This window comes from Syntrophorhabdaceae bacterium (assembly GCA_035541755.1).
Lineage (GTDB): Bacteria > Desulfobacterota > Syntrophorhabdia > Syntrophorhabdales > Syntrophorhabdaceae > PNOF01.
In genome coordinates this window covers 20,425-39,162 of record DATKMQ010000103.1, presented here as the reverse complement: position 1 = coordinate 39,162, position 18,738 = coordinate 20,425, and the positions used below count along the sequence as shown (strand labels likewise).

The following is an 18,738-nucleotide window of genomic DNA, read 5'->3' as shown; positions in this document are numbered from 1 at the left end:
TCTTCGGACGGACGGCGTAGATTATCATGAGCGAGCAGGGAAATTCAAGGGGATACTTTTGGCTTCCCGGGAGCGAAGACGGATTTCAAAAAAGGGAAACAATGCCCGTTTCAGGCTGCGGAACGGGATCGGCGCCGCTCGAGATCGGCAAGGATCTGCTTACGCAACCGGATCGATTGAGGGGTGATTTCCACGAGCTCGTCATCGTTGATATAGGAGATACACTCTTCGAGACTCATCTTCACGTGGGGGGTTAGAATTACCGCATCGTCGGAGCCGGCCGCTCGCATGTTGGTGAGCTTCTTGCCCTTTGCCGGATTGACCACGAGATCTGTCTCCCGCGAGTGTTCCCCGATGATCTGACCTTCATAGACCCTTTCAGCGGGGCCAAGGAAGAGCCTCCCGCGCTCCTGGAGATTAAAAAGCGCGTAGGCAACCGTCGTGCATTCCTCCATGGCGATCATAACGCCCTTGGTCCTGTTCTTGATTTCACCCGCGTAGGCGTCGAATTCGAGAAAGACATAATTCATGACCCCCATGCCTCTCGTCTCTGTGAGAAATTCCGAGCGAAAGCCGAGCAGCCCTCTGGTGGGAATCTTGTATTTGAGGCGGGCCATGCCGTTCTCCTGTCTCATATCGATAAGCAGTCCCCTTCTCGCGCCCAAATTCTCTATAACCTTGCCCACGTAGTTCTCGTCCACATCGATGGTCAACTCTTCGTACGGTTCGAGCTTCACACCACCCTTTTCTCTGAAGAGGACCTGCGGCCGGGTGACCTGAAATTCGTATCCTTCCCGGCGCATCTTTTCGATGAGGATCGAGAGATGAAGTTCTCCTCTTCCTGATACCCTGAATCCGGGTGACTCTTCCACTTCCTCGACAACCAGGGCCACGTCCGATAGCGTCTCTCTGAAAAGCCTGTCGCGCAGATGCCGTGAGGTGACAAACCGTCCTTCCCTTCCATAGAACGGAGAATCGTTGGGAACAAAATTCATGGCAACGGTTGGGGGGTCCACATGGATACCGGGCAGCGGGATGGGGTTTAAGGGGTCTGTGAGTGTTTCCCCTATAGTAACGGATTCCATACCGGCAACTGCCACGATTTCTCCGATTCCGGCCCTTTCCGTCTCCACCTTTTCGGTGCCTTTGAAGCGATAAATCTTGGTGATACGCGCGGGTGACGGTTCCTTGTCCGCGCTCGCCGCCGACACGTCGCGGTCGAGCCTCAACTCACCGGAGGTAATCTTTCCGATGGCAAGCCTGCCAAGGAAAGGCGAATAGTCAAGCGAGCTCACGAGCATCTGGAGCGGGCCCTGAGGGTCGCCCGAGGGCGCGGGCACTGCTTCTGTGATCATTTCAAAGAGCGGCTCCATGGTGCCCTCGCGGACTTGAGGATCGAGGGTCGCAAAACCCTCTTTGGCCGAGCTGTAAATAATGGGGAAATCGAGTATGTGATCAGGCGCTTCAAGCTTCACAAAAAGATCGAAAACCTCGTTTACCACCCAGTCGCACCGGGCAGCCGGCTTATCTATCTTGTTTATGACTACGATAACCGGCAAGTTGAGCGCCAGCGCCTTTTTCAAAACAAAATAGGTCTGGGGCATGGGCCCTTCGGCGGCATCCACAAGGAGTAGCACACCGTCGGCCATCTTGAGCACCCGTTCCACCTGGCCACCGAAATCCGCGTGTCCCGGTGTGTCGATAATGTTGATGAGATGGTCTTTGTACCGGAAAGATCCGTTTTTCGACGCAATAGTGATACCTCGCTCCCGTTCGAGGTCCATGGAATCCATGAGTCTCTCTTCCACGACCTGATTGTCGCGGAACATGCCGCTCTGTGCAAAGAGCTGATCCACGAGAGTCGTCTTCCCATGATCGACGTGGGCTATGATCGCAATATTACGTATGTTTTCCGGCTCCATGTCCCCTCTTGAACGATTGATGAAGCGATGTACGGTTACGAGTTGATAATATACCCGAAAACAGGGCAAAAATCAAGCATGATCGTGCAAACAAGGCTCATCGGTCTCATTTACGGCCCGATTGGCAGGCGTGAGGACAGATAAGGCTTGGGTCGGGTTTTTACCGGTATCTTCGATTCACAGGGTACGGCAACCTGGCACAGACCGCAGCCGTAAATATCAAGCCCGTAATGTTCTTTGATATACTGCGGCGTTTTTGTATCTATGTATTCCTGGCATCGCAGTTTATCATGTCCGGCTTCCCTGCTTATCGCCTGGGCAGGGCAGCGGTCCGCGCATTTTCCGCAGATGCCTTTCTCATAGAACAGACAGTAGGCATGGCGGGACTCATATGGTCTCGGCGTGGGGGGAACGGAAAGTCGCGCGATCACGGAGCCACACCGCATGGCCTTTCCGACAGCGGTAATGAGTCCGTCGCATAAACCGAACGTGCCGAGCCCCGCGACGTAGGCGGCGTGCCGTTCGGACCATGCAGAACAAAGGCCATATTTTTCTGATTTTGCCATCTTCCAGAGGGGCGAAAGCTGCGGAGCCAGGGCTTCGTAGCCCGCCTCCTTCAGTTTCTCGACGAGATGGACGCGGAGCTTCACGTTAAACTCTTCGCCGTATTTGCGTGACCTGGACCATCGCTCGGATGGGAAAGCCGTCTCCTTCCGGTGGTCGGATTTCGTTTGTTCGGTCTGGGGAAGTATCCAGACGATGACCGCGAGTTCCTGAGGTGTCACGGTTCTGCGAGGAAAAGCCTGGGTGAAAAATTCGATGGGCGTGTGATAGAACTCGCCGATGTCTCTTTTGAACTCATCCCAGAGCGACTCATCGCCGCGGGCGAAACCGATAAGTGGCTTTGCCCAGGCAGGCTCATTTCCGGTGTTTTTAAGCGTATTCTCGGGACTGACGGTAAATGTAGTGACTACGTCGGTAATCCATTCCGCAAGATTGCCCGATCTGTCTTTGTCGTCCAACTCATCTACCTCCCTTAATACAAGCTGTTCATAACCACACCATTAAAAAACATTTTGCCGTCAAAAGCAAACGACGGTTTCAAACAAATGAACCAAAGAAAGTTTGTACGGTTTGTAATGTTTGTCTGGTTTGTCGGGTTTGTATGGTTTATCGGGTTTCAACCAAATGAACCAAATAAACCAGATCAACCAGATGAACAAAAATGGTTTGTCGGGTTTGTCTTGTTTGTCCGGTTTATGTGGTTCCAACCAAACAAACCAAAAAGACCAGAGAAACCAGATCAACCAGAACAATGATTATCTGCGTCTTTTTTTTAAAAAAACGACGAAAGCGTTAGCCCCATTATGGGCGCAGTGTTATAATGGACACTATCTATTCCGTTGCCGTTTTTGTCCTCAAGCCGGAGACTTCCACCGAGGGCCGCGCCGCCATAAAGATCAAGGTGAAAATCCTGACCGAGTTTTCGTCCAATGCGGGCACAGACAGGCACGGTAGCGTTCTGACCGATGCCGTCAGGTGTCGTACCGTTGTGATCGAGGCGGAAGCGATTCGACCGGTATCCCCCACCTACCGACACTTCCCAGTTCTTGTCGAGCGTGTAGGCCAACTCAAGACCTGCAGGCCCGGATGGCCCCAACCTGTTTGAGTTTCCAAAACGAAGTTGATCAGTTATCCTCCAGGAAACCATGAGTGAAGGGAACAGCCGTGTCTCCCCCAATCGGTAGAACACACCCGCACCCAGGCCGACAAAAAGGTTACGGTTCACTCTATGCATTGCACTCATCGCTCCACCGTACACCAGGGATTTGTCGAAGGCGGCGCCTTGCTCCCCGGCGTACTGCACGATGGGGCTGAAAGATAGATTCCAGTCTTGTTGGAGCTTGTAAACGAGCCGCGGCGATAAACCCACTCTCTGTATCTTGTTCCATGGATCCGGGACGGCAAAACCGGTGAGTCCGGAAAAGTTGTAATCGTCGAACTCGTACGCCAGCCCCAATCCGAAGCTAAACCTGTCATTGATAGGGATTAACCCGTTTGCCGAGATGCGATAGCTGCCTACAGTGATGTCGCCGCCCCCGCTGACGTGGGTTTTGGGTTGATAGAACGTCGATCCGGAGATAGAAAGCCTGAGATTGCCCGAGGCGTCGAGGTCGGTCGCCGTCTGAGCGGAAAGGCCAGTGGAACTCACGAGAACGAGGATGAAAACAGCTAAACCGGTCAGGATGGCATTGGAGGGTCCTTTGCCCTTCGAACTACCGGGTTTCAACAAAAAAGATTCATGTTTTGTCATTCTATCCGTTCTCACTTAAATACAGTTTACTTTCCCATAATTGCGATTATCTTACAAGAGTAATTGCAAGATTTTTTCCCTCCCTGCTCTAAGCGTTATGCTATACTTGCCAACGAGGTGAATAATATGACCGGAACAGAAAAACAACACCGCGCCATACTCCAGAGAATCGCTCGGAAAGCAATGATCGAGAAGGGACTTTTCCCTGATTTTTCTGCCGAAGTCCTCTCAGAGCTTGACAGACTTAAAGCTCCCGCAATGGGGAGTGACGGACAGATTCGTGATCTTACACATTGTCTCTGGGCTTCTATCGATAATGACGACTCCCTTGATCTGGATCAGCTTACCCTGGCGGAAACAATGCCGGGAAACACAGCCAAGATATTCGTTGCGGTGGCTGATGTAGATGCGCTTGTTGTGGAGGGATCTTCGATTGACGGTCATGCCCGCCACAATACGACCTCGGTGTATACGCCGGCACAGGTATTTCCCATGCTTCCCGAGAAGCTCTCCACCGACCTCACTTCGTTGAGCTTTAACGAAAACCGATTGGCAATTATTATGGAAATGGTCATTGACGCTGACGGATCCGTAGTGAATTCTGATGTCTACAGGGCGTGGGTCCGCAATCGCGCCAAGCTTGCATACAACAGCGTCGGAGCATGGCTTGAAGGCAGCGGCGCTGTGCCTGAAGGCATTGCGGCTGTGGCCGGGCTCGATGAGAATCTCCGTATGCAGGACAATGTGGCGCAGCGCATGAAGAATTTTCGGCATGTTCATGGGGCGCTCAGTCTCGAAACCGTTGAGGCACGGCCGGTCTTTGATGGCGAAGAAATTCGCGAACTGAAAACGGAAAGCAAGGGCCGCGCGACCGACATTATCGAAGACTTCATGATTGCGGCAAATGGCGTAACCGCCCGGTATCTCTCTTCACGGAATTTTCCCTCGTTGCGCCGCGTAGTAAAGACGCCTAAACGATGGCCTCGAATAGTCGAGATTGCCAGAGAACACGGATTTGGGCTTTCAGACACGCCGGATGCCAAGGAATTGGAGAGATTCCTGGAACAGGCGAGAGCGTCGGATCCGCTTCGTTTTCCCGACCTCTCCCTCTCTATCATCAAACTGTTAGGACCCGGAGAGTACGTTGCTGAATTCCCCGGGGACACCCATACGCCAGGTCATTTTGGCCTTGCGGTTAGAGATTATGCACATTCCACCGCACCAAATCGCAGGTATCCGGATCTTATCACTCAGAGAATGCTCAAGGCTGCCATGAGCGAGCGACCCCTTCCCTACACGGCAAACGATCTGGAAGCGCTTGCCACCCACTGCACAGAGGAAGAGGATGTGGTTAAGAAGGTCGAACGGCAGGTGGAAAAGTCCGCTGCTGCAATGCTTTTGGAATCGCGCATCGGTGAACGGTTTGACGCTATCGTGACAGGTGCTGCAGACAAGGGCACCTGGGTTCGTCTTCTTAATCTTCCTGTGGAAGGGAGATTAGTTCACGGTTTTGAGGGGGTTGACGTCGGACACAGAATACGTGTCGAGTTGATCAACACGGACGTGGAGCGCGGATATATAGACTTTAAAGCGGCGCACTAGGGAAGTGACCCGCCTCTTTAGATAAGAATTTCCTTTCTGCCGTTGATTAAGCCTTGAAATCTTTTACACTGGAAGAACATAGTAAAATACGGATTACAGTCGATAACAACGCCCCCTGCTCGGCTTCCTAAACTGCTGTCTATTTTTGTCTGAGATGGTACAATGAGAGATCGTGGGAACGATTAAATTGAGTGAGAAGGAGTTCGATGGCATTGTGCAAAAGGCCGTGGCGAGAATACCGGCAGAGATCCGTCAACATCTGACCAACATTATTATAACCGTGAGGAAACGGCCCTCAAAACGCATGAGGGAGGAGATGGAGCTTTCGCCGGAGGAGCCTTTGCTCGGCCTCTTCGAAGGGGTTGCGCTCATAGACCGGTCTGTCACCACCCCACCCTTGTACCCGGACATGATCTATCTTTTTCAGGAGCCTCTCGAAGCAATGTGTGAAACGCTTAATGAACTGGAACAAGAGATTGAGATCACAGTTGTTCACGAGGTGGCGCACTACATCGGCATGACCGAGGCAAGACTCGCGGAACTCGGCTACGGTTAAGATCGCCGCTATATGAGCCTTACCACATCAATGACCGTCGCATAGAGCATGAGGGCCATGATAAGCAACCATCCGGCAATTGCTAGGGGATAGTGGAGCTTTGCAAACCGCGGATGGAGGCCCTCTGCGAGATAGAGGAGTATCTTGCCTCCGTCGAGAACGGGCAGAGGAACCAGATTGAGCACGGCAAGATTGAGGCTGATAAGCCCTGTGAACTGAAGGGCCTTGATGGAACTTACGCCGATGAACTGTCCGCCCTGAGCGACCACACCGATGATGCCCGATAACTGGCCATGTTGAGAGAAGAGTCCAAGAAGGGAGACGATTACGAGAGAAAAGATGTGGTATATCTGGTGCAAGGGTTTTATCAAAACTGCATTGAAATCTGCCCCGGTTGAAACGCAGTTGGCGGCGGCAAAGCAGAATAGAGGCAGGATCATGCTCGCGACCGGACCGCCTGCCGTCATGACGATCCTCTTGTAAACAGGCAGGGCAAGAAAGTCCTTGTCGTCCTCGCAATCGGGCATCACATAGCCACCGAGCGGGATCACGGCTATGCGGTATTCAGTTCTTGATTTTGTTGTGGCCCAGAGCTTGGGACCAAACCCGATAGAAAAGATTCTGATCGGCACACCCACAATGCGGGCGGCGATGAAGTGACCGAATTCGTGGGCCAGGATCACAAGACCGATGAGCAGGAGCGCGATGATGTATTGCATATTTCTCCTTCGAGGCGTGATATCGCTTTTAGATCAACTTTCTCAATATCCTACCGCGAGTGCCGGGGAAATTCAACAGAGAAGGCGTTCGATTTCTGTTTTGGTTCTGTAGTTTCACACCGAAATTCCCAGTAGAGGCCGGAAATTTCGGTAATAGTCGCGGAGTATTCAATTGACTCTTCGGAGCGCCACGCGCAGCTTACAATGCTCATCAAGGCAAATCCGGACTATCTTGTTGATTGATTTATCCTCTGCGCTATCATAGACTGAGCAGATGAAGTCGTTTATGCGCAAGGCAGGCTCGGGGATCACGAAAAACGTAGTCGGTATCAGCCTCGTGAGTTTCTTCAACGATATCGCCTCAGAGATGATCTATCCCATAGTGCCTATCTTTCTGACGAGTGTGCTCGGAGCGCCGGTAACCGTTGTGGGCCTCATCGAGGGTTTCGCAGAATCTACGGCGAGCATCCTCCGTGTCTTTTCAGGTTGGTTCTCGGACAAATTCAAACGCAGAAAACCCTTTATGGTGGCTGGCTATGCGCTTTCTGCCCTTTCAAAATTAGTTATAGCGGTTTCCTTTCACTGGTCGGTTGTCATGGGCGGACGCTTCCTTGACCGCTTCGGAAAAGGGGTGAGGACGTCGGCCCGCGATGCCCTGCTCGCACAGAGCTCGGATGCGGGCTCACGGGGAAAAGTCTTCGGGTTCCACCGGGCCGTTGATACGATGGGCGCGTTGGTAGGGCCTCTCACCGCCCTCGCGCTTCTTCAGGCGTTTCGCGACAACATGAGGTTCATCTTCATTCTTGCCATTATACCGGCCGCGGCAGGGGTTGGGCTTCTCGTCGCATTCGTGAAGGACATCCAAAAGCAAGAACAGACTGCTGGCGAGCCGCGGCTTACCCTCAAGGGCATGAAACTCAGCAGGGATTTCAAAGTCTTTCTCTGGGTGAGCGCCATTTTTGCCGTGGGCAACAGCTCGGATGCCTTTCTGATCTTAAGGGCGCAAAACCTGGGGCTCTCCTTGAGCCTCACCATTCTCGTCTACACGGTTTTTAATGCGGCCTACGCGCTCACCTCATTTCCCGCCGGTATCTTATCCGACAGAATCGGACAAAAGAGTGTTCTCCTGTACGGGTTCTTTCTCTTTGCGGTCATCTATTTCTTCTTCGGTTTGGTCACGCAGGCGGCTTATCTCTGGATTCTCTTTCCATTCTATGGGCTGTACATGGCGTTGACCGAGGGCGTGGGCAAGGCCTATATTTCGCATCTCACGGACAGGGACTATGCGGGCACCACATACGGCATCTACCAGACCTTGATCGGCGTTATGACCTTCTTCTCTTCTCTCATTGCCGGATTTCTCTGGAAATATGTGGGCGCCGCGGCCCCCTTTTACTTTGCGGCCGTGATGGCGACCGTGGCCTTTATGGTCTTCGTCCTCGCTTCCTCACATAGAACTGAAAGCAGCAAAGATTCATAAAGTTGATGCTGGCAAGGCAGAGAAACATGCCCTGATAACCTGTAGCCGGAATAATAACCCCCATGGCCACCGGTCCCATCGCTATCCCCAGATCGGAGATCGCCCGAAAAGTCCCCACGGTAGTGCCGTCCGAGGTACCGGTATAGTCAAGCGCATAAGCCATGGATACGGGAAAGAAGAAGGCACTTCCCGCCCCCCAGATGAGCCCCACAATAATGAACATGGTAAGCGTCTTTGAGAACGCGAGTAGGATAACGGCGAAGGTCAGCGTGGAGACGAGGATGAGGAGCATCTTTTCCTTGTTATAGGAGTCAAGAATCTTGCCGCCTAAGGCGCGGCCCACGATGAGCATAACACCGTTCGCCGAAAAGAAGAGTCCGGGATTGCTAACCCCGCACCTGCTTGCATAGAGAGGCAAAAAGGCGATGACGGCGCCCCAGACGAAATTCTGCAGCAGGCTTACGAGCGAAGGAATGATTACCTTACCATCGAAATAATGGGTGCTTCGCGGAGGATCGTCTTTGTCGGACCGGTGCGATTCCTGAGCACTCACATTGTAGGAAGAGGCCAGGGCGCACAGAGTCAGCACCATACAAACAAGGAAGAGAACGGTGAAGTTGTACTGGTTGATGAGAAACATGCCGAACGCGGGAGACATGGCCTGTGAAAGCGGAGGGGCGAGCACAAAATAGCCGATCACGCGTGCCCTGTTCGCAAGCGGAGTAACACTCACGACAAAGGCGAGGACTGCTGTATCCATACACGAGAACGCTGCGCCCTGGAAGAACCTCACGGCGAAGAAAGGCCAGAAAGGTCGCACAACGAGCGAAGCCACAAAGGTGAGGCCGAATAAGACGGCGCCGCACATCATGATGCTTCTTGCCGAGTAACGCTGGAGGGCTCCGCCCACAACAAACCTGAAAATAAGCGACGAAACCCCGAACACCCCGACGAGGATTCCTATCTCTGCCTCGTTGGAGCCCAGTCGTGAAAAATATATGGGCAGGGTGGGGATCAAGGCATGATAGGCAACGATAAATGTGAAGAGGGCGAGAAAGGAGCACACGAAATCACGGGTCAGAATGTTTCGGAGTGAGTGTGACGAAGTCTTTTCTTCGGTGTTCATGGCGTCATAAGTATTCCATATGAGCGCGCCGTGTTGCAACCTTTTTGATCTCATTGCGGCCCATGATCTTAATGCGTGAAGCTTTTATTTTGAAAAATCTTGGCGATTAGACACAATCACCAAAATTTTTACTTGTAATTAGATCGATATTGCAGGAAAATGGATATATAGAATACGTCAGATCGGTACGACGGGCGCCAAAAAAGACGCAAATCGGCACAAAAACGGGTCAAATCAGGGCTCTTGCGATTAAAGTTTACGGAAGAATGCACGATAACATTAGGAAGATAAATTTTATCTTCCGGGGACATATTTCAACGTAGTGATAAGGGCTCAAGGGGAACCTTGAGAAGGGCCAGAGAAAGGCGCTAAAATAATCTGATGGGTGGAGCTCAGAGATGGATGTAAAGTATATCAACCCGTTTATCCTGGCAACCAAGATGGTATTCAAGGCCATGCTCAATATCGACATGACCATGGAAAAGCCTCTGCTCAAGCTTGACAAGACCACATCCGGTGACGTGACAGGTGTTATGGGGGTTGCAGGCGACAACGACAAGAGGGGCATGATGTGTATAAGCTTCAGTCGCCAGGGCGCTCTTTATGCGTATAAGACCCTCATGGGCGATGAACGCAGCGAGATAAGTCCCGAGGTCGTTGACGCCATCGGTGAGCTCACCAATATCATATCAGGGCAATCGAGAAAGGAACTTGAAAATGCAGGCGTGAACCTCACCGCGTCAATCCCCACAGTGGTGGTCGGTAAGAACGTCGAGTTGCACTTTATGTGTAAGTTGCCGATCATATCCCTGCCGTTCCAGTTCGCCACAGATTACGGCGAGGACATCCTCTACGTAAACTTTTCCTTCGAGTAGACGAGAATACTTTTCGCGCCAACACATTCCCTTACTTTGTCTGATTCCGTCCCAGTTTAACGAGATAGGTTGACGCTAAAGCCACGCATGCGAGAAATGATGCGGGCACGCACACCGAGGCAAGACCGAAATGTACCGAATAGTGGTCCCCCAGATACCCGATGGTAATCGGCGCCAGCGAAGACGTCACGTACCCAAAGGTGAGGATGATGCCGAGCACGAGACCTTTGTACTCTGAAACTATGAGACCGGTGAAGGTCCAGAGCGTACCCATGACGGCTGCGCCGGTGAAGCCGGCGGTAAACGTGAACGCTGTTCTCAGGGTGTTATTATGTACCGAAAGGATGAGCGCGGTGGACAAGGCCAGAAGAAGCCCGCCGGTCGCCCCTGTCCTCCGGTAGCCGAGCTTATCCGATATCCACCCCGTTATGGGTCTTCCTATAAACTGTCCGATTCCATACGTTCCTGCAATAAGCCCGGCCGTGCCGATGGCCATACCGACTTCGGTTTTGAGAAAGACGGGGTACCACATGGTGAAGCCGAACTCGGCCGATATCTGGAACATGGCGGTAAGACTCGCGAGCAGAATTATCATGAGGTACGAGGGTTTCAAAAATTTCCTGTCAAAAAGGGCCTTCGGACCTGTGGGTCTTGCGTGCTCCGGCCAGAAAGCGAGAAGCAGAAAAGCCACGATGAGGCCCGAGAGCCCTGTCGCGAGGAAGGGCGCCCGCCAGCTTCCCGTGAGACCGAGCAGCCATCCCGCAAGTGCGGGCCCTGTAAACCAGCCGAGCGAAGAGCCCGACGACATGAACGTCAGATAAAATCCGGGATGCTCGGGAAAGAGCTCCAGGGTAAATGCGATGAGGGGAACGAAATAGAAGGCCTCTACCATGCCGGTAAAGAACCGTACCACGAAGATCTGGTGAATGCTCGTCGCGAGTCCGCACAGCGCCGTAAGAAGAGAGAACCCGAAGATGCCGAAGAGCGCCGCATGTTTTCTGCCGAAGCGGTCTGAAATCACCCCGGCGAGGATTGTGGTGAACATGTAGCCCCAGAGCGAGGCTGACCCCACGACACCCAAAGCGGTCCTCGTGGTTTTGAACTCTTCCATGAGCGATGGTATGAGCGGGCCATATATCCATCGTTGCATGAAATAAAAGACCATGCCGACCCATCCGAGACAGAAGAACAGTACTCTTCTCGATTTCATACTAATTCTTACTGCACCGGGGAGGTCTTTTGCAACGGAAATGTGCGGGACTTTTCAATTTGTACAAATCACCTCCCTACCTTTTTGCCGCTTATGCTTCCAAGGATTCCATTTTCAGTGTATACTTGAAAATGGCTCAAACGCTCAAAACATGGTGGCCCACCAACGGTCTCGTGATTCAGATACTCGACGAATCCATATGTTACGGCGCCGATTCATGGACCATAAAACTTATCATCCAGAGTACCATCCCCGTCAAAAGCGGGTACCTTGCCGATTTCGAGAAGGCCCCGCACTATTCTGAGATCGTGAACATGCTCATTCCCGTGACAGAGTACCGCAGGGAAATTGCCAAGAGCGGGGTCAGGGCTGACGACCTGGTGAATGAAAAGGCCGCTCTCGTCGCCGCCTTTGAGGAGAGCGCACTCGGATATTTGGAGATGAAGGAGTTTCCCGAGCGTTATGTGAGGAAATTGTATAAAGAACTTGAAAAGGAACTCTCCGTAAGAAAGGCCCTCGAAGACAAAGACAGCACAGGCCTACGGTAGCGGGCACGCAGGTCTTACCCGGGTATCGTCACTATTCAGGATTAGGCAGACTCATAACCACGCTCACGCCCTCTTCACCTTTAGCCGTCTCCAGGGAAAGGGTCCCGTGGTGCTTTTTGACCACGAGTCGGGCGATGGGCAGGCCGAAACCCGTACCTGAAATCTTGGTTGAGAAAAAAGGAGAAAAGAGTTTCTCCATCTCTTCCTCGGGTACGGAGCCGGTGTTGAAGATCTCAATGCGGACGTTGAAGGGAGGAACGTTTTCAACCTGTGAGCTTATCCTGATGACGGGATTTTGTTTGTCCACGGCCTCCATGCCGTTCTCGATAAGATAGTAAAAAAGATATTCGAACCATTTGGGATCGCCCTTGACGCGGCACGCGGTCTTATGGCAATCCACCGTCACCCGAACATGTTCATAGACATGTCTGGCGTCGATTTCCTTGCGTACGGAGTCTATTAATTCCGGGATATCTATGGTCTGAAAAACGGGTTCGCCCTGGAACAGGTCCATGTAGACCTTGATGTCATGAACCATATTTTCGAGCCGTTCGTTTTCCCCCATGAGCATTTTGTAAGTCTTAAATTCCGGAGTTCCTTCTGAGACCTTTCCCTGGAGCTTCTTTATGTTCCATCCGATGATCATTGCAGGGTTTCTCACCCGGTCGGCCACCTCGCTCATGACCTCAATATCGCAGCTTATCGTATTCTCGATATAGGCGGTGGTTTCCGTCAAAAGGCAGAGGTCGAGCATCTTATTGATCGCCGAGAGGAGCCCTGTTCTCTCACCGAGCGGGACCTCTTCGGAGACGATCTTGTGGCAGAACTGACGTATCATGGCGAAGCCGAGGTTCGAGTATCGCTGATCGAGATTAACCTCCACGTGCCTCACCCCTATCTTCCACAGATATGCGAGAAAGTTGTCGTCCGGGTTTGCCCGGAAAAATGATTCGAACCAGGAGGCCCATACACGTTTCATGAGGCCGGGTGTCTTTTCGTTCTCCAGGATCGCCCTGGTGTCCGCTATACCAAGAAAGAAATCATAGAAATAATCGGCAAAGGCATCCTTCTTGCTGATGAAAAGGGGCCTGTAGGAATCGAGTTGCGTTATCTCGTTACCGGTCATATCGACCTTTGTGAGGAACATGCGGAGTTTCTGGTGCGGAGATTGTGTATCAGCCATATACCTTCAAAACGTAACACAGAGGAAAGGGAAGGTCAACCGGCCTCGATCGGGCGTTACGGACGGGCCTTTCCGTATAGTATGCGCAACTCTTCTTTGGCCTGCTGCAGAATGCGGAGTTGGTCCTTGTTGAGATTTTTGCCCGCGCGATTGATGTAGAACACGAGCATGGACATGGCCGAACGAAATGGCGCCGATTTCCGGCGGGCACTCGCCTCAGCCGACCGTTTAAGCGATAGCGCGATCTTTCTTGGGTCTGACCAGGTGAATACGCCCTCCTCAAGGTCAAGTGCGTTACTCTCTCTGGTCACTCTTCCCGACCAATTCCGGTTCTTCGATAATCCCGGTTCTTCTGTCATTATACGCGCCTTAGAAGATGCGAATCCTGCGCATTACAAATATTGGTTAACTGCACCGTATGCGCGGGATGAATCTTCCCGTTCCTGCTGCGTACGTTTTGTATTGGTCTTGAAACGTCTCCATCATCATCTTCTCTTCTCGCGCAACAAAGAGATGCCAGATCGGATGCAATACTATAGCGCAGCACAGGATGACCCAGGAATTCGAATAAAGGGCTACGCCAGGCAATATAAAGGTAATCCATGAGGCGTACATGGGATGGCGAAACCACCTGAAGGGACCGGATGTGCAGAGCTCATCATTACGCCACCAGTTTCTCAGCCTGTGTACGCTTGCGATGTAGAGCATCAATCCAACGCAGATAAACAACATGCCGGCAACCTTGAGAGGCGCCGGATTTGCCAGCATGGCGGGGCGTCCCAGTCTGCCATTTACGTAAAAGGCTATTGCCAGTAGAATAATGCTGATGGCCGTGCCTCTCGGTCCCATGCCGAATAACTTTTCTCGTCTCTTCATGTTTCCCCTATCGCGTCAGAATATCCATGAGTTCTATTTCTTGTTCCCCCATCTCCAGACAGGCTTCTCTCCCTTCCACCAGCAGACAAGACAGAACAGGATCGTGAGCATTACAATTACGCCCACAAATGCCGGAAGGTGCGCTGACGGTCGAACGAAGATTATGGCGGCCGCAACAAGCGCGATATACGCCAGCGTTACGAGCCATCCCTGCCAGGCGCAGGGCAGTCCCCAGCCCCATCCGTATTTCTTCGCCGGAAACCAGATATCCCGTTCGCTTTTCGTCATAGTAAGGAGATCGTATAATTCACACTAACTTTTGTCAATGCAGCGGTCGTTGAGCTCTCGATGATTGGTTCGCTTTTTTCAGTTTCGCGCTCTTCGATTCGCGTTTCTCGTTTCACGATTGCAGTTCTTTTCCCCATTCGACTATTCAACCATTTGACGATTTGTCGTTTCCCGATCGCAGTTTCTTCTCCCCATTCAACCATTTGACAATTCGACTATTCAACGATTTCGCGACTCGACCAGTTGGCTATTCGACTATTCCACCGCTCAACGATTTCCCGTCTCGCGACTGCAGCTCATCAATGTTTCTTCGGTGAAGTGTCTATTTGAGGATAGATCGCCGAATAGTTAAGACAGGCATGTCGTTTCCCGTATCGCGCCGGAACATCCTGCGTCCAATCACTCGGCATGACAAGCGAAAAGAGAAGAAGGGCAGTGAATAGGATCTGCCTTGACAGAAGTCCCGAAGTCATATAGTCTTGTCGCGAGCTGAGTAAAGACCCTACAAAGATTTTCGATCTATTTCGACGTTTGAACAGAGGAATGAATATAAGCAAAAGGCCGACGATTGAGAGCGCTATGTTTAATACCTGTCCCGTGGCGAGCCCGAGGAGACTTGTCGGGTATTCACGAAAGACATCGACAAAGATCCTGAGAAAGGCGTAGAGGAAAAGAAAGATGCCTGTGCGCACGCCGTCCGGCGGCTGCCCTCTCTCGGCGAGCATGAGGATGGGCACGATGAGAAGGTTCTTTATGGCGTCGTAGAGCACCACAGGGTGACGGAAGCCTTCGGCATCCGGAAATTTAATTGCCCAGGGCACGGACGTGATGCTCCCCACTATTTGTCCGTCAATAAAGTTACCCAGGCGCCCTACGCCCATGATCACGGCCCCCGGTATGGCAAGCGTATCGGTGACTTTCAAGAAGGACATCCCCTGGATGCGGGCAAATATCCAGATTCCGATAAGGCCGCCAAATAAGAGCCCGTGCGTTGCCATACCGCCCAGCCAGTAAGCCGGAATCAGAGAGAGATGCTCCTGGTAGAACGGCCATTCATAAAAAACCACCTCCACGAAACGTCCGCCAAGGAGAACGCCGATGGCGAGCAGAATGCTCAGATTGTAAGTGGACTTGAGGGGCAGTTCCAGATGGGTCTGTTTGCGTTGTATATAGAGGTAGGCGTTTAAGAAACCCAGGGTATAACTGAAACCATACCACCAGAGATGAACGCCGAGGATTGTGCCGATGACGGGATCGACATGGTGAATATAGGGACCCAAAATAGACATGACGCCTCTCCCCCTTCAACGCCCCCAACCGCGCATAAACGATATTATAAGCGGCCGACTCGACTGCCTGTCTGGCTCGCGTACTGATTGCCTTTGAGAGATTATTATACGGTAATTTTAGAAATGCAAGCAAAATTGTTGGGATCGCCGCCCGCTTGAAACGGCTAAAGGCTCAAATGCGTGTAAGTTTTATGTTTGGAGACAGGCTTGCTCGGAAAAGCGTTTATACGCGCCCCGTCGGGCCTTGCGTCCTCGAACATGTACCACCCACGTGTCAGTTTGGTCGCCCTTCAATCCGGTTCAACGCGTGGGTACCCGGCAAACCTATTTTCAGGATATAAGCCCGGTTCTCGGTCAGCAAAACCCGCCGGTGCATCGTATCTCCATCTTTCCACTCCAAGTCTGTCTCCACTCTACCCGCGGCCCTTAAGCCATGGCGCCTTAAGTCCGCGGATACTGCGTCTGAATATACGTTGACTATCCGCAGCGCATAGCACAGCTTCTAGTTCCGGCACCTCCAATGGTCGGATGGTCGGTTTGTGCCGTAACGATACATCGTTAACCTTAAGCGTCAGGCCCGTTAAGCATCGGAGGTTACCATCTCCAATTGGGAGATTTCCGTCTCAGGCAGCCTTGGGCTGAAGCTTTATTACGAGCTTCACGTCCAGGGCTTCAGCTATTTTCCTCAGGGTCTCGATATTTGCTTTCTGAAATCCTCCCCTTTCAAGACGAGACAGGGCCGGCTGTTTGGTTCCTATTCTCTTTGCGAGTTCCTCCTGCGTCAATCCGGCCACTTCTCTTGCTTTGATTATGCTTTCAAGCAGCTCAAATTCATCGTCGAGATCATGCCATGCCTTTTTGAATTTGGGGTCTCTCATTCTTGTTTGAATGTGGTCTTTCAAAGTTCTTCCTTTCATAGATGTTTACCTCCATGGTGCCAACCAATCGACGGGTAGTATTATAACTCACATGATATATAACATTAAAGTTATAATTCCAAAAAGCATGGGGGAAGGGGCGGAATGCAAAAAGACGTTGCAAAACGTTTGCAAAAGTAGAAACCTTTGAGGCGCTGCCACAGCTCCGGCCGACTTTTGACTGAAATCCTCACTTCAGTCTCTTTCCCAAATATACAGTATTTTGTTCGGTAATCATCAAGAAGACCTTGCAATCTTTTGGCGAACGGGTGTAGGATGGCAAAAAAGGCTAAATCAGCATATTTAACTCGGCAGGAATTGGAGCAGGCGTACGAGGGGATGTAATCGATGGGGAGACTTACCATTTTCGAAAGGATATTGGCGATACTGTTAATACTCTTGGGCCTGGCGGACTTTTTCTTTTACAAAAAACTTTTTCGTTTCGGCTCGTATATCGACTCGAAGGTTCTTCCATTTTCCAATGATCGACCCTGGGTATCTATTTTCATAAAATGGAGAATAAGAATTGTGGGACTATTCGTTGCCGTGGCAGGCATTTTTATTCTAATAAAGAGTTGGTGATGAGTAGCGGAGGCATCCAAGGACGGGAGCCTCGTTCTCATTAGTTAACTTCTTTCTGAAGGCAGCGTTTCATCGTTCTAACCGGATGTGCAACACTACAAATGGTATTATATTTCCGGTAAGGGCGTGTTCGAGAGAACGCGTCCGCGTCGCCCGCTTGCTTTTTTAACTGCTTAAGGCCCAAAGGCGTGTATGATGTGTGTTTGGAGACAGGCTTGTTCGGAAAAGCGTTTATACGCGCCCCGTCGGGCCTTGCGTCCTCGAACATACATACAGTATAGTTCTCGGTCAGCAAAACCCGCCGGTGCATCGTATCTCCATCTTTTCACTCCAAGCCTGTCTCCACTCCACCCGCGGCCCTCAGCTACATTGCTGAGTTCGCGGTTATTGCATCTGAACCATACAATGACTGTGCGCAGCGCATAGCGCAGCTTTCTATTTTGGCATCTCCGATGGAGAGATGGGCAAAGGAATCGAAGATTTTTCTTGCTTTGTTCCGAAACACTGGTATCATTAATTTAATAGTATTTAACAGCTTTTTCCCGGCGCGAGTCACTGACCCCACAACTCTGACATTCACCGACTCAAGGTATTAGAAATGTGACAATTATAAATGGCTGTATACTGATTGTTACGGCAGGAGAATGCTGGTGAGCAACTGGGAGGATTGCATAGTATCGTACTTTGATCTGATCGACACACGCAAGACGATCGCATCTGAGAATAGCGAGGCCACAGAGCTTATGCGGCAACTTCACGCCTTGACCCACAAGAGTATCAACATCGATATGCCGTTCCACCGTCATGCTTATGCATGGAACGACTCTGCCATCTTTCTCGCCTTTCCGAAGACGAACGGAGATTACGAAACCGTAATGCGGGAGCTAAATGAAGTCAAACCTCGATTTGATGAAATCCGGCATAGCTATGCTATTTGTGTAAAGGGTCAGGCCATACCAGAGCCGCCATGTGCTTATGGGACGGAGGTAAACGGACAGCCCAAATTCATCTTTCTAAAAGCGTCCGGCTACGCCTTTAAGAACTGTTTCACGGTGGAGGAGCGACTCAAGAAGCACGGAATGGATTGGTACATTGATAGCTGGATAACTCGGAAGATTCGCAATTTCCCTAAAACTGATCGATGCAAAGTAGCTATGTTACCCACCAACAGGAAGCGGGCTATCTGTATTCTTAAAGGACAGATATGGAGATAAATTCTGATCATGTGATGGAACCGACACCTTGCAAACC

General features: G+C 51.4%; 18 protein-coding genes. 6 read left to right on the top strand and 12 right to left on the bottom strand.

The genetic code is table 11. The annotated features are described in order from the left end of the window. Positions 1-110: 110 nt before the first annotated feature. From typA to VMT62_10730, 3 genes are all read right to left on the bottom strand, one after another. Positions 111-1,922 (bottom strand): translational GTPase TypA, encoded by a 1,812-nt coding sequence (gene typA, locus VMT62_10740; GenBank protein ID HVN96898.1) that lies wholly within the window; start codon positions 1,920-1,922, stop codon positions 111-113. A gap of 110 nt (positions 1,923-2,032) precedes the next feature. Then, positions 2,033-2,944, bottom strand: a complete 912-nt coding sequence (locus VMT62_10735; protein HVN96897.1) for a hypothetical protein — start codon at positions 2,942-2,944, stop codon at positions 2,033-2,035. A 314-nt stretch (positions 2,945-3,258) separates the two neighbouring features. Next, entirely contained in the window at positions 3,259-4,236 is a 978-nt protein-coding gene (locus tag VMT62_10730) for a DUF6268 family outer membrane beta-barrel protein (protein HVN96896.1), read from the bottom strand. Between the two features lie 126 nt (positions 4,237-4,362). Here VMT62_10730 and VMT62_10725 point away from each other — a divergent pair, with 126 nt between their 5' ends. Continuing rightward, positions 4,363-5,838 (top strand): RNB domain-containing ribonuclease, encoded by a 1,476-nt coding sequence (locus VMT62_10725; protein ID HVN96895.1) that lies wholly within the window; start codon positions 4,363-4,365, stop codon positions 5,836-5,838. 172 nt (positions 5,839-6,010) lie between these two features. Further along, positions 6,011-6,394, top strand: a complete 384-nt coding sequence (locus tag VMT62_10720; GenBank protein HVN96894.1) for a metallopeptidase family protein — start codon at positions 6,011-6,013, stop codon at positions 6,392-6,394. Between the two features lie 8 nt (positions 6,395-6,402). Here the strand turns inward: VMT62_10720 and VMT62_10715 are convergent, their stop codons facing one another. Next, the gene (locus tag VMT62_10715; protein HVN96893.1) at positions 6,403-7,113 is read right to left on the bottom strand and encodes a site-2 protease family protein; all 711 of its coding nucleotides are present in this window, start codon (positions 7,111-7,113) and stop codon (positions 6,403-6,405) included. A gap of 286 nt (positions 7,114-7,399) precedes the next feature. Between VMT62_10715 and VMT62_10710 the strand changes: the two genes are divergently transcribed. Further along, positions 7,400-8,593 (top strand): MFS transporter, encoded by a 1,194-nt coding sequence (locus tag VMT62_10710; GenBank protein ID HVN96892.1) that lies wholly within the window; start codon positions 7,400-7,402, stop codon positions 8,591-8,593. Here the strand turns inward: VMT62_10710 and VMT62_10705 are convergent. Next, entirely contained in the window at positions 8,538-9,773 is a 1,236-nt protein-coding gene (locus tag VMT62_10705; protein ID HVN96891.1) for an MFS transporter, read from the bottom strand. The genes VMT62_10710 and VMT62_10705 overlap by 56 nt on opposite strands. 344 nt (positions 9,774-10,117) lie before the next feature. On the opposite strand from VMT62_10705, the gene VMT62_10700 reads away from it, so the two are divergent. Next, on the top strand, positions 10,118-10,594 hold the full coding sequence (locus VMT62_10700) for a chemotaxis protein CheX (protein HVN96890.1): 477 nt from the start codon (positions 10,118-10,120) through the stop codon (positions 10,592-10,594). Positions 10,595-10,625: 31 nt separating this feature from the next. Here VMT62_10700 and VMT62_10695 read toward each other — a convergent pair whose 3' ends face one another. Beyond that, positions 10,626-11,804 carry an MFS transporter gene (locus VMT62_10695; protein HVN96889.1) on the bottom strand — a complete coding sequence of 393 codons (1,179 nt, stop codon included), beginning with the start codon at positions 11,802-11,804 and terminating at the stop codon, positions 10,626-10,628. A 29-nt stretch (positions 11,805-11,833) separates the two neighbouring features. On the opposite strand from VMT62_10695, the gene VMT62_10690 reads away from it, so the two are divergent. Then, entirely contained in the window at positions 11,834-12,352 is a 519-nt protein-coding gene (locus tag VMT62_10690; GenBank protein HVN96888.1) for a hypothetical protein, read from the top strand. Positions 12,353-12,383: 31 nt separating this feature from the next. Here the strand turns inward: VMT62_10690 and VMT62_10685 are convergent, their stop codons facing one another. The 6 genes from VMT62_10685 to VMT62_10660 all read right to left on the bottom strand — a co-directional run bounded on the left by VMT62_10685 (position 12,384) and on the right by VMT62_10660 (position 16,905). Further along, positions 12,384-13,535: a protoglobin domain-containing protein gene (locus VMT62_10685; GenBank protein ID HVN96887.1), complete on the bottom strand. Its 1,152-nt coding sequence runs from the start codon at positions 13,533-13,535 to the stop codon at positions 12,384-12,386. A 56-nt stretch (positions 13,536-13,591) separates the two neighbouring features. Continuing rightward, a complete protein-coding gene (locus VMT62_10680; GenBank protein ID HVN96886.1) occupies positions 13,592-13,894 on the bottom strand; it encodes a DUF3175 domain-containing protein in 303 nt (100 codons plus the stop codon). 46 nt (positions 13,895-13,940) lie between these two features. Further along, positions 13,941-14,411: an isoprenylcysteine carboxylmethyltransferase family protein gene (locus VMT62_10675; protein HVN96885.1), complete on the bottom strand. Its 471-nt coding sequence runs from the start codon at positions 14,409-14,411 to the stop codon at positions 13,941-13,943. Between the two features lie 33 nt (positions 14,412-14,444). Next, complete coding sequence (locus VMT62_10670) at positions 14,445-14,699, bottom strand: hypothetical protein (protein ID HVN96884.1); 255 nt, start codon at positions 14,697-14,699, stop codon at positions 14,445-14,447. Positions 14,700-14,998: 299 nt separating this feature from the next. Further along, positions 14,999-15,988: a prolipoprotein diacylglyceryl transferase gene (lgt, locus tag VMT62_10665; GenBank protein HVN96883.1), complete on the bottom strand. Its 990-nt coding sequence runs from the start codon at positions 15,986-15,988 to the stop codon at positions 14,999-15,001. 623 nt (positions 15,989-16,611) lie between these two features. Beyond that, positions 16,612-16,905, bottom strand: coding sequence for a helix-turn-helix transcriptional regulator (locus VMT62_10660; GenBank protein HVN96882.1), 294 nt, complete (start codon positions 16,903-16,905; stop codon positions 16,612-16,614). A gap of 1,232 nt (positions 16,906-18,137) precedes the next feature. On the opposite strand from VMT62_10660, the gene VMT62_10655 reads away from it, so the two are divergent. After that, the gene (locus tag VMT62_10655; GenBank protein HVN96881.1) at positions 18,138-18,701 is read left to right on the top strand and encodes a hypothetical protein; all 564 of its coding nucleotides are present in this window, start codon (positions 18,138-18,140) and stop codon (positions 18,699-18,701) included. Positions 18,702-18,738 lie beyond the last annotated feature (37 nt).

Bases quoted from the DNA above. Each gene is read 5' to 3' on its own strand.
- VMT62_10660 (HVN96882.1), bottom strand. From the start codon at position 16,905: ATGAAAGGAAGAACTTTGAAAGACCACATTCAAACAAGAATGAGAGAC.
- VMT62_10680 (HVN96886.1), bottom strand. From the start codon at position 13,894: ATGACAGAAGAACCGGGATTATCGAAGAACCGGAATTGGTCGGGAAGA.
- VMT62_10685 (HVN96887.1), bottom strand. From the start codon at position 13,535: ATGGCTGATACACAATCTCCGCACCAGAAACTCCGCATGTTCCTCACA.
- VMT62_10695 (HVN96889.1), bottom strand. From the start codon at position 11,804: ATGAAATCGAGAAGAGTACTGTTCTTCTGTCTCGGATGGGTCGGCATG.
- lgt (HVN96883.1), bottom strand. From the start codon at position 15,988: ATGTCTATTTTGGGTCCCTATATTCACCATGTCGATCCCGTCATCGGC.
- VMT62_10715 (HVN96893.1), bottom strand. From the start codon at position 7,113: ATGCAATACATCATCGCGCTCCTGCTCATCGGTCTTGTGATCCTGGCC.
- VMT62_10710 (HVN96892.1), top strand. From the start codon at position 7,400: ATGCGCAAGGCAGGCTCGGGGATCACGAAAAACGTAGTCGGTATCAGC.
- VMT62_10725 (HVN96895.1), top strand. From the start codon at position 4,363: ATGACCGGAACAGAAAAACAACACCGCGCCATACTCCAGAGAATCGCT.
- VMT62_10700 (HVN96890.1), top strand. From the start codon at position 10,118: ATGGATGTAAAGTATATCAACCCGTTTATCCTGGCAACCAAGATGGTA.
- VMT62_10670 (HVN96884.1), bottom strand. From the start codon at position 14,699: ATGACGAAAAGCGAACGGGATATCTGGTTTCCGGCGAAGAAATACGGA.
- VMT62_10675 (HVN96885.1), bottom strand. From the start codon at position 14,411: ATGAAGAGACGAGAAAAGTTATTCGGCATGGGACCGAGAGGCACGGCC.
- VMT62_10730 (HVN96896.1), bottom strand. From the start codon at position 4,236: ATGACAAAACATGAATCTTTTTTGTTGAAACCCGGTAGTTCGAAGGGC.
- VMT62_10705 (HVN96891.1), bottom strand. From the start codon at position 9,773: ATGAGATCAAAAAGGTTGCAACACGGCGCGCTCATATGGAATACTTAT.
- typA (HVN96898.1), bottom strand. From the start codon at position 1,922: ATGGAGCCGGAAAACATACGTAATATTGCGATCATAGCCCACGTCGAT.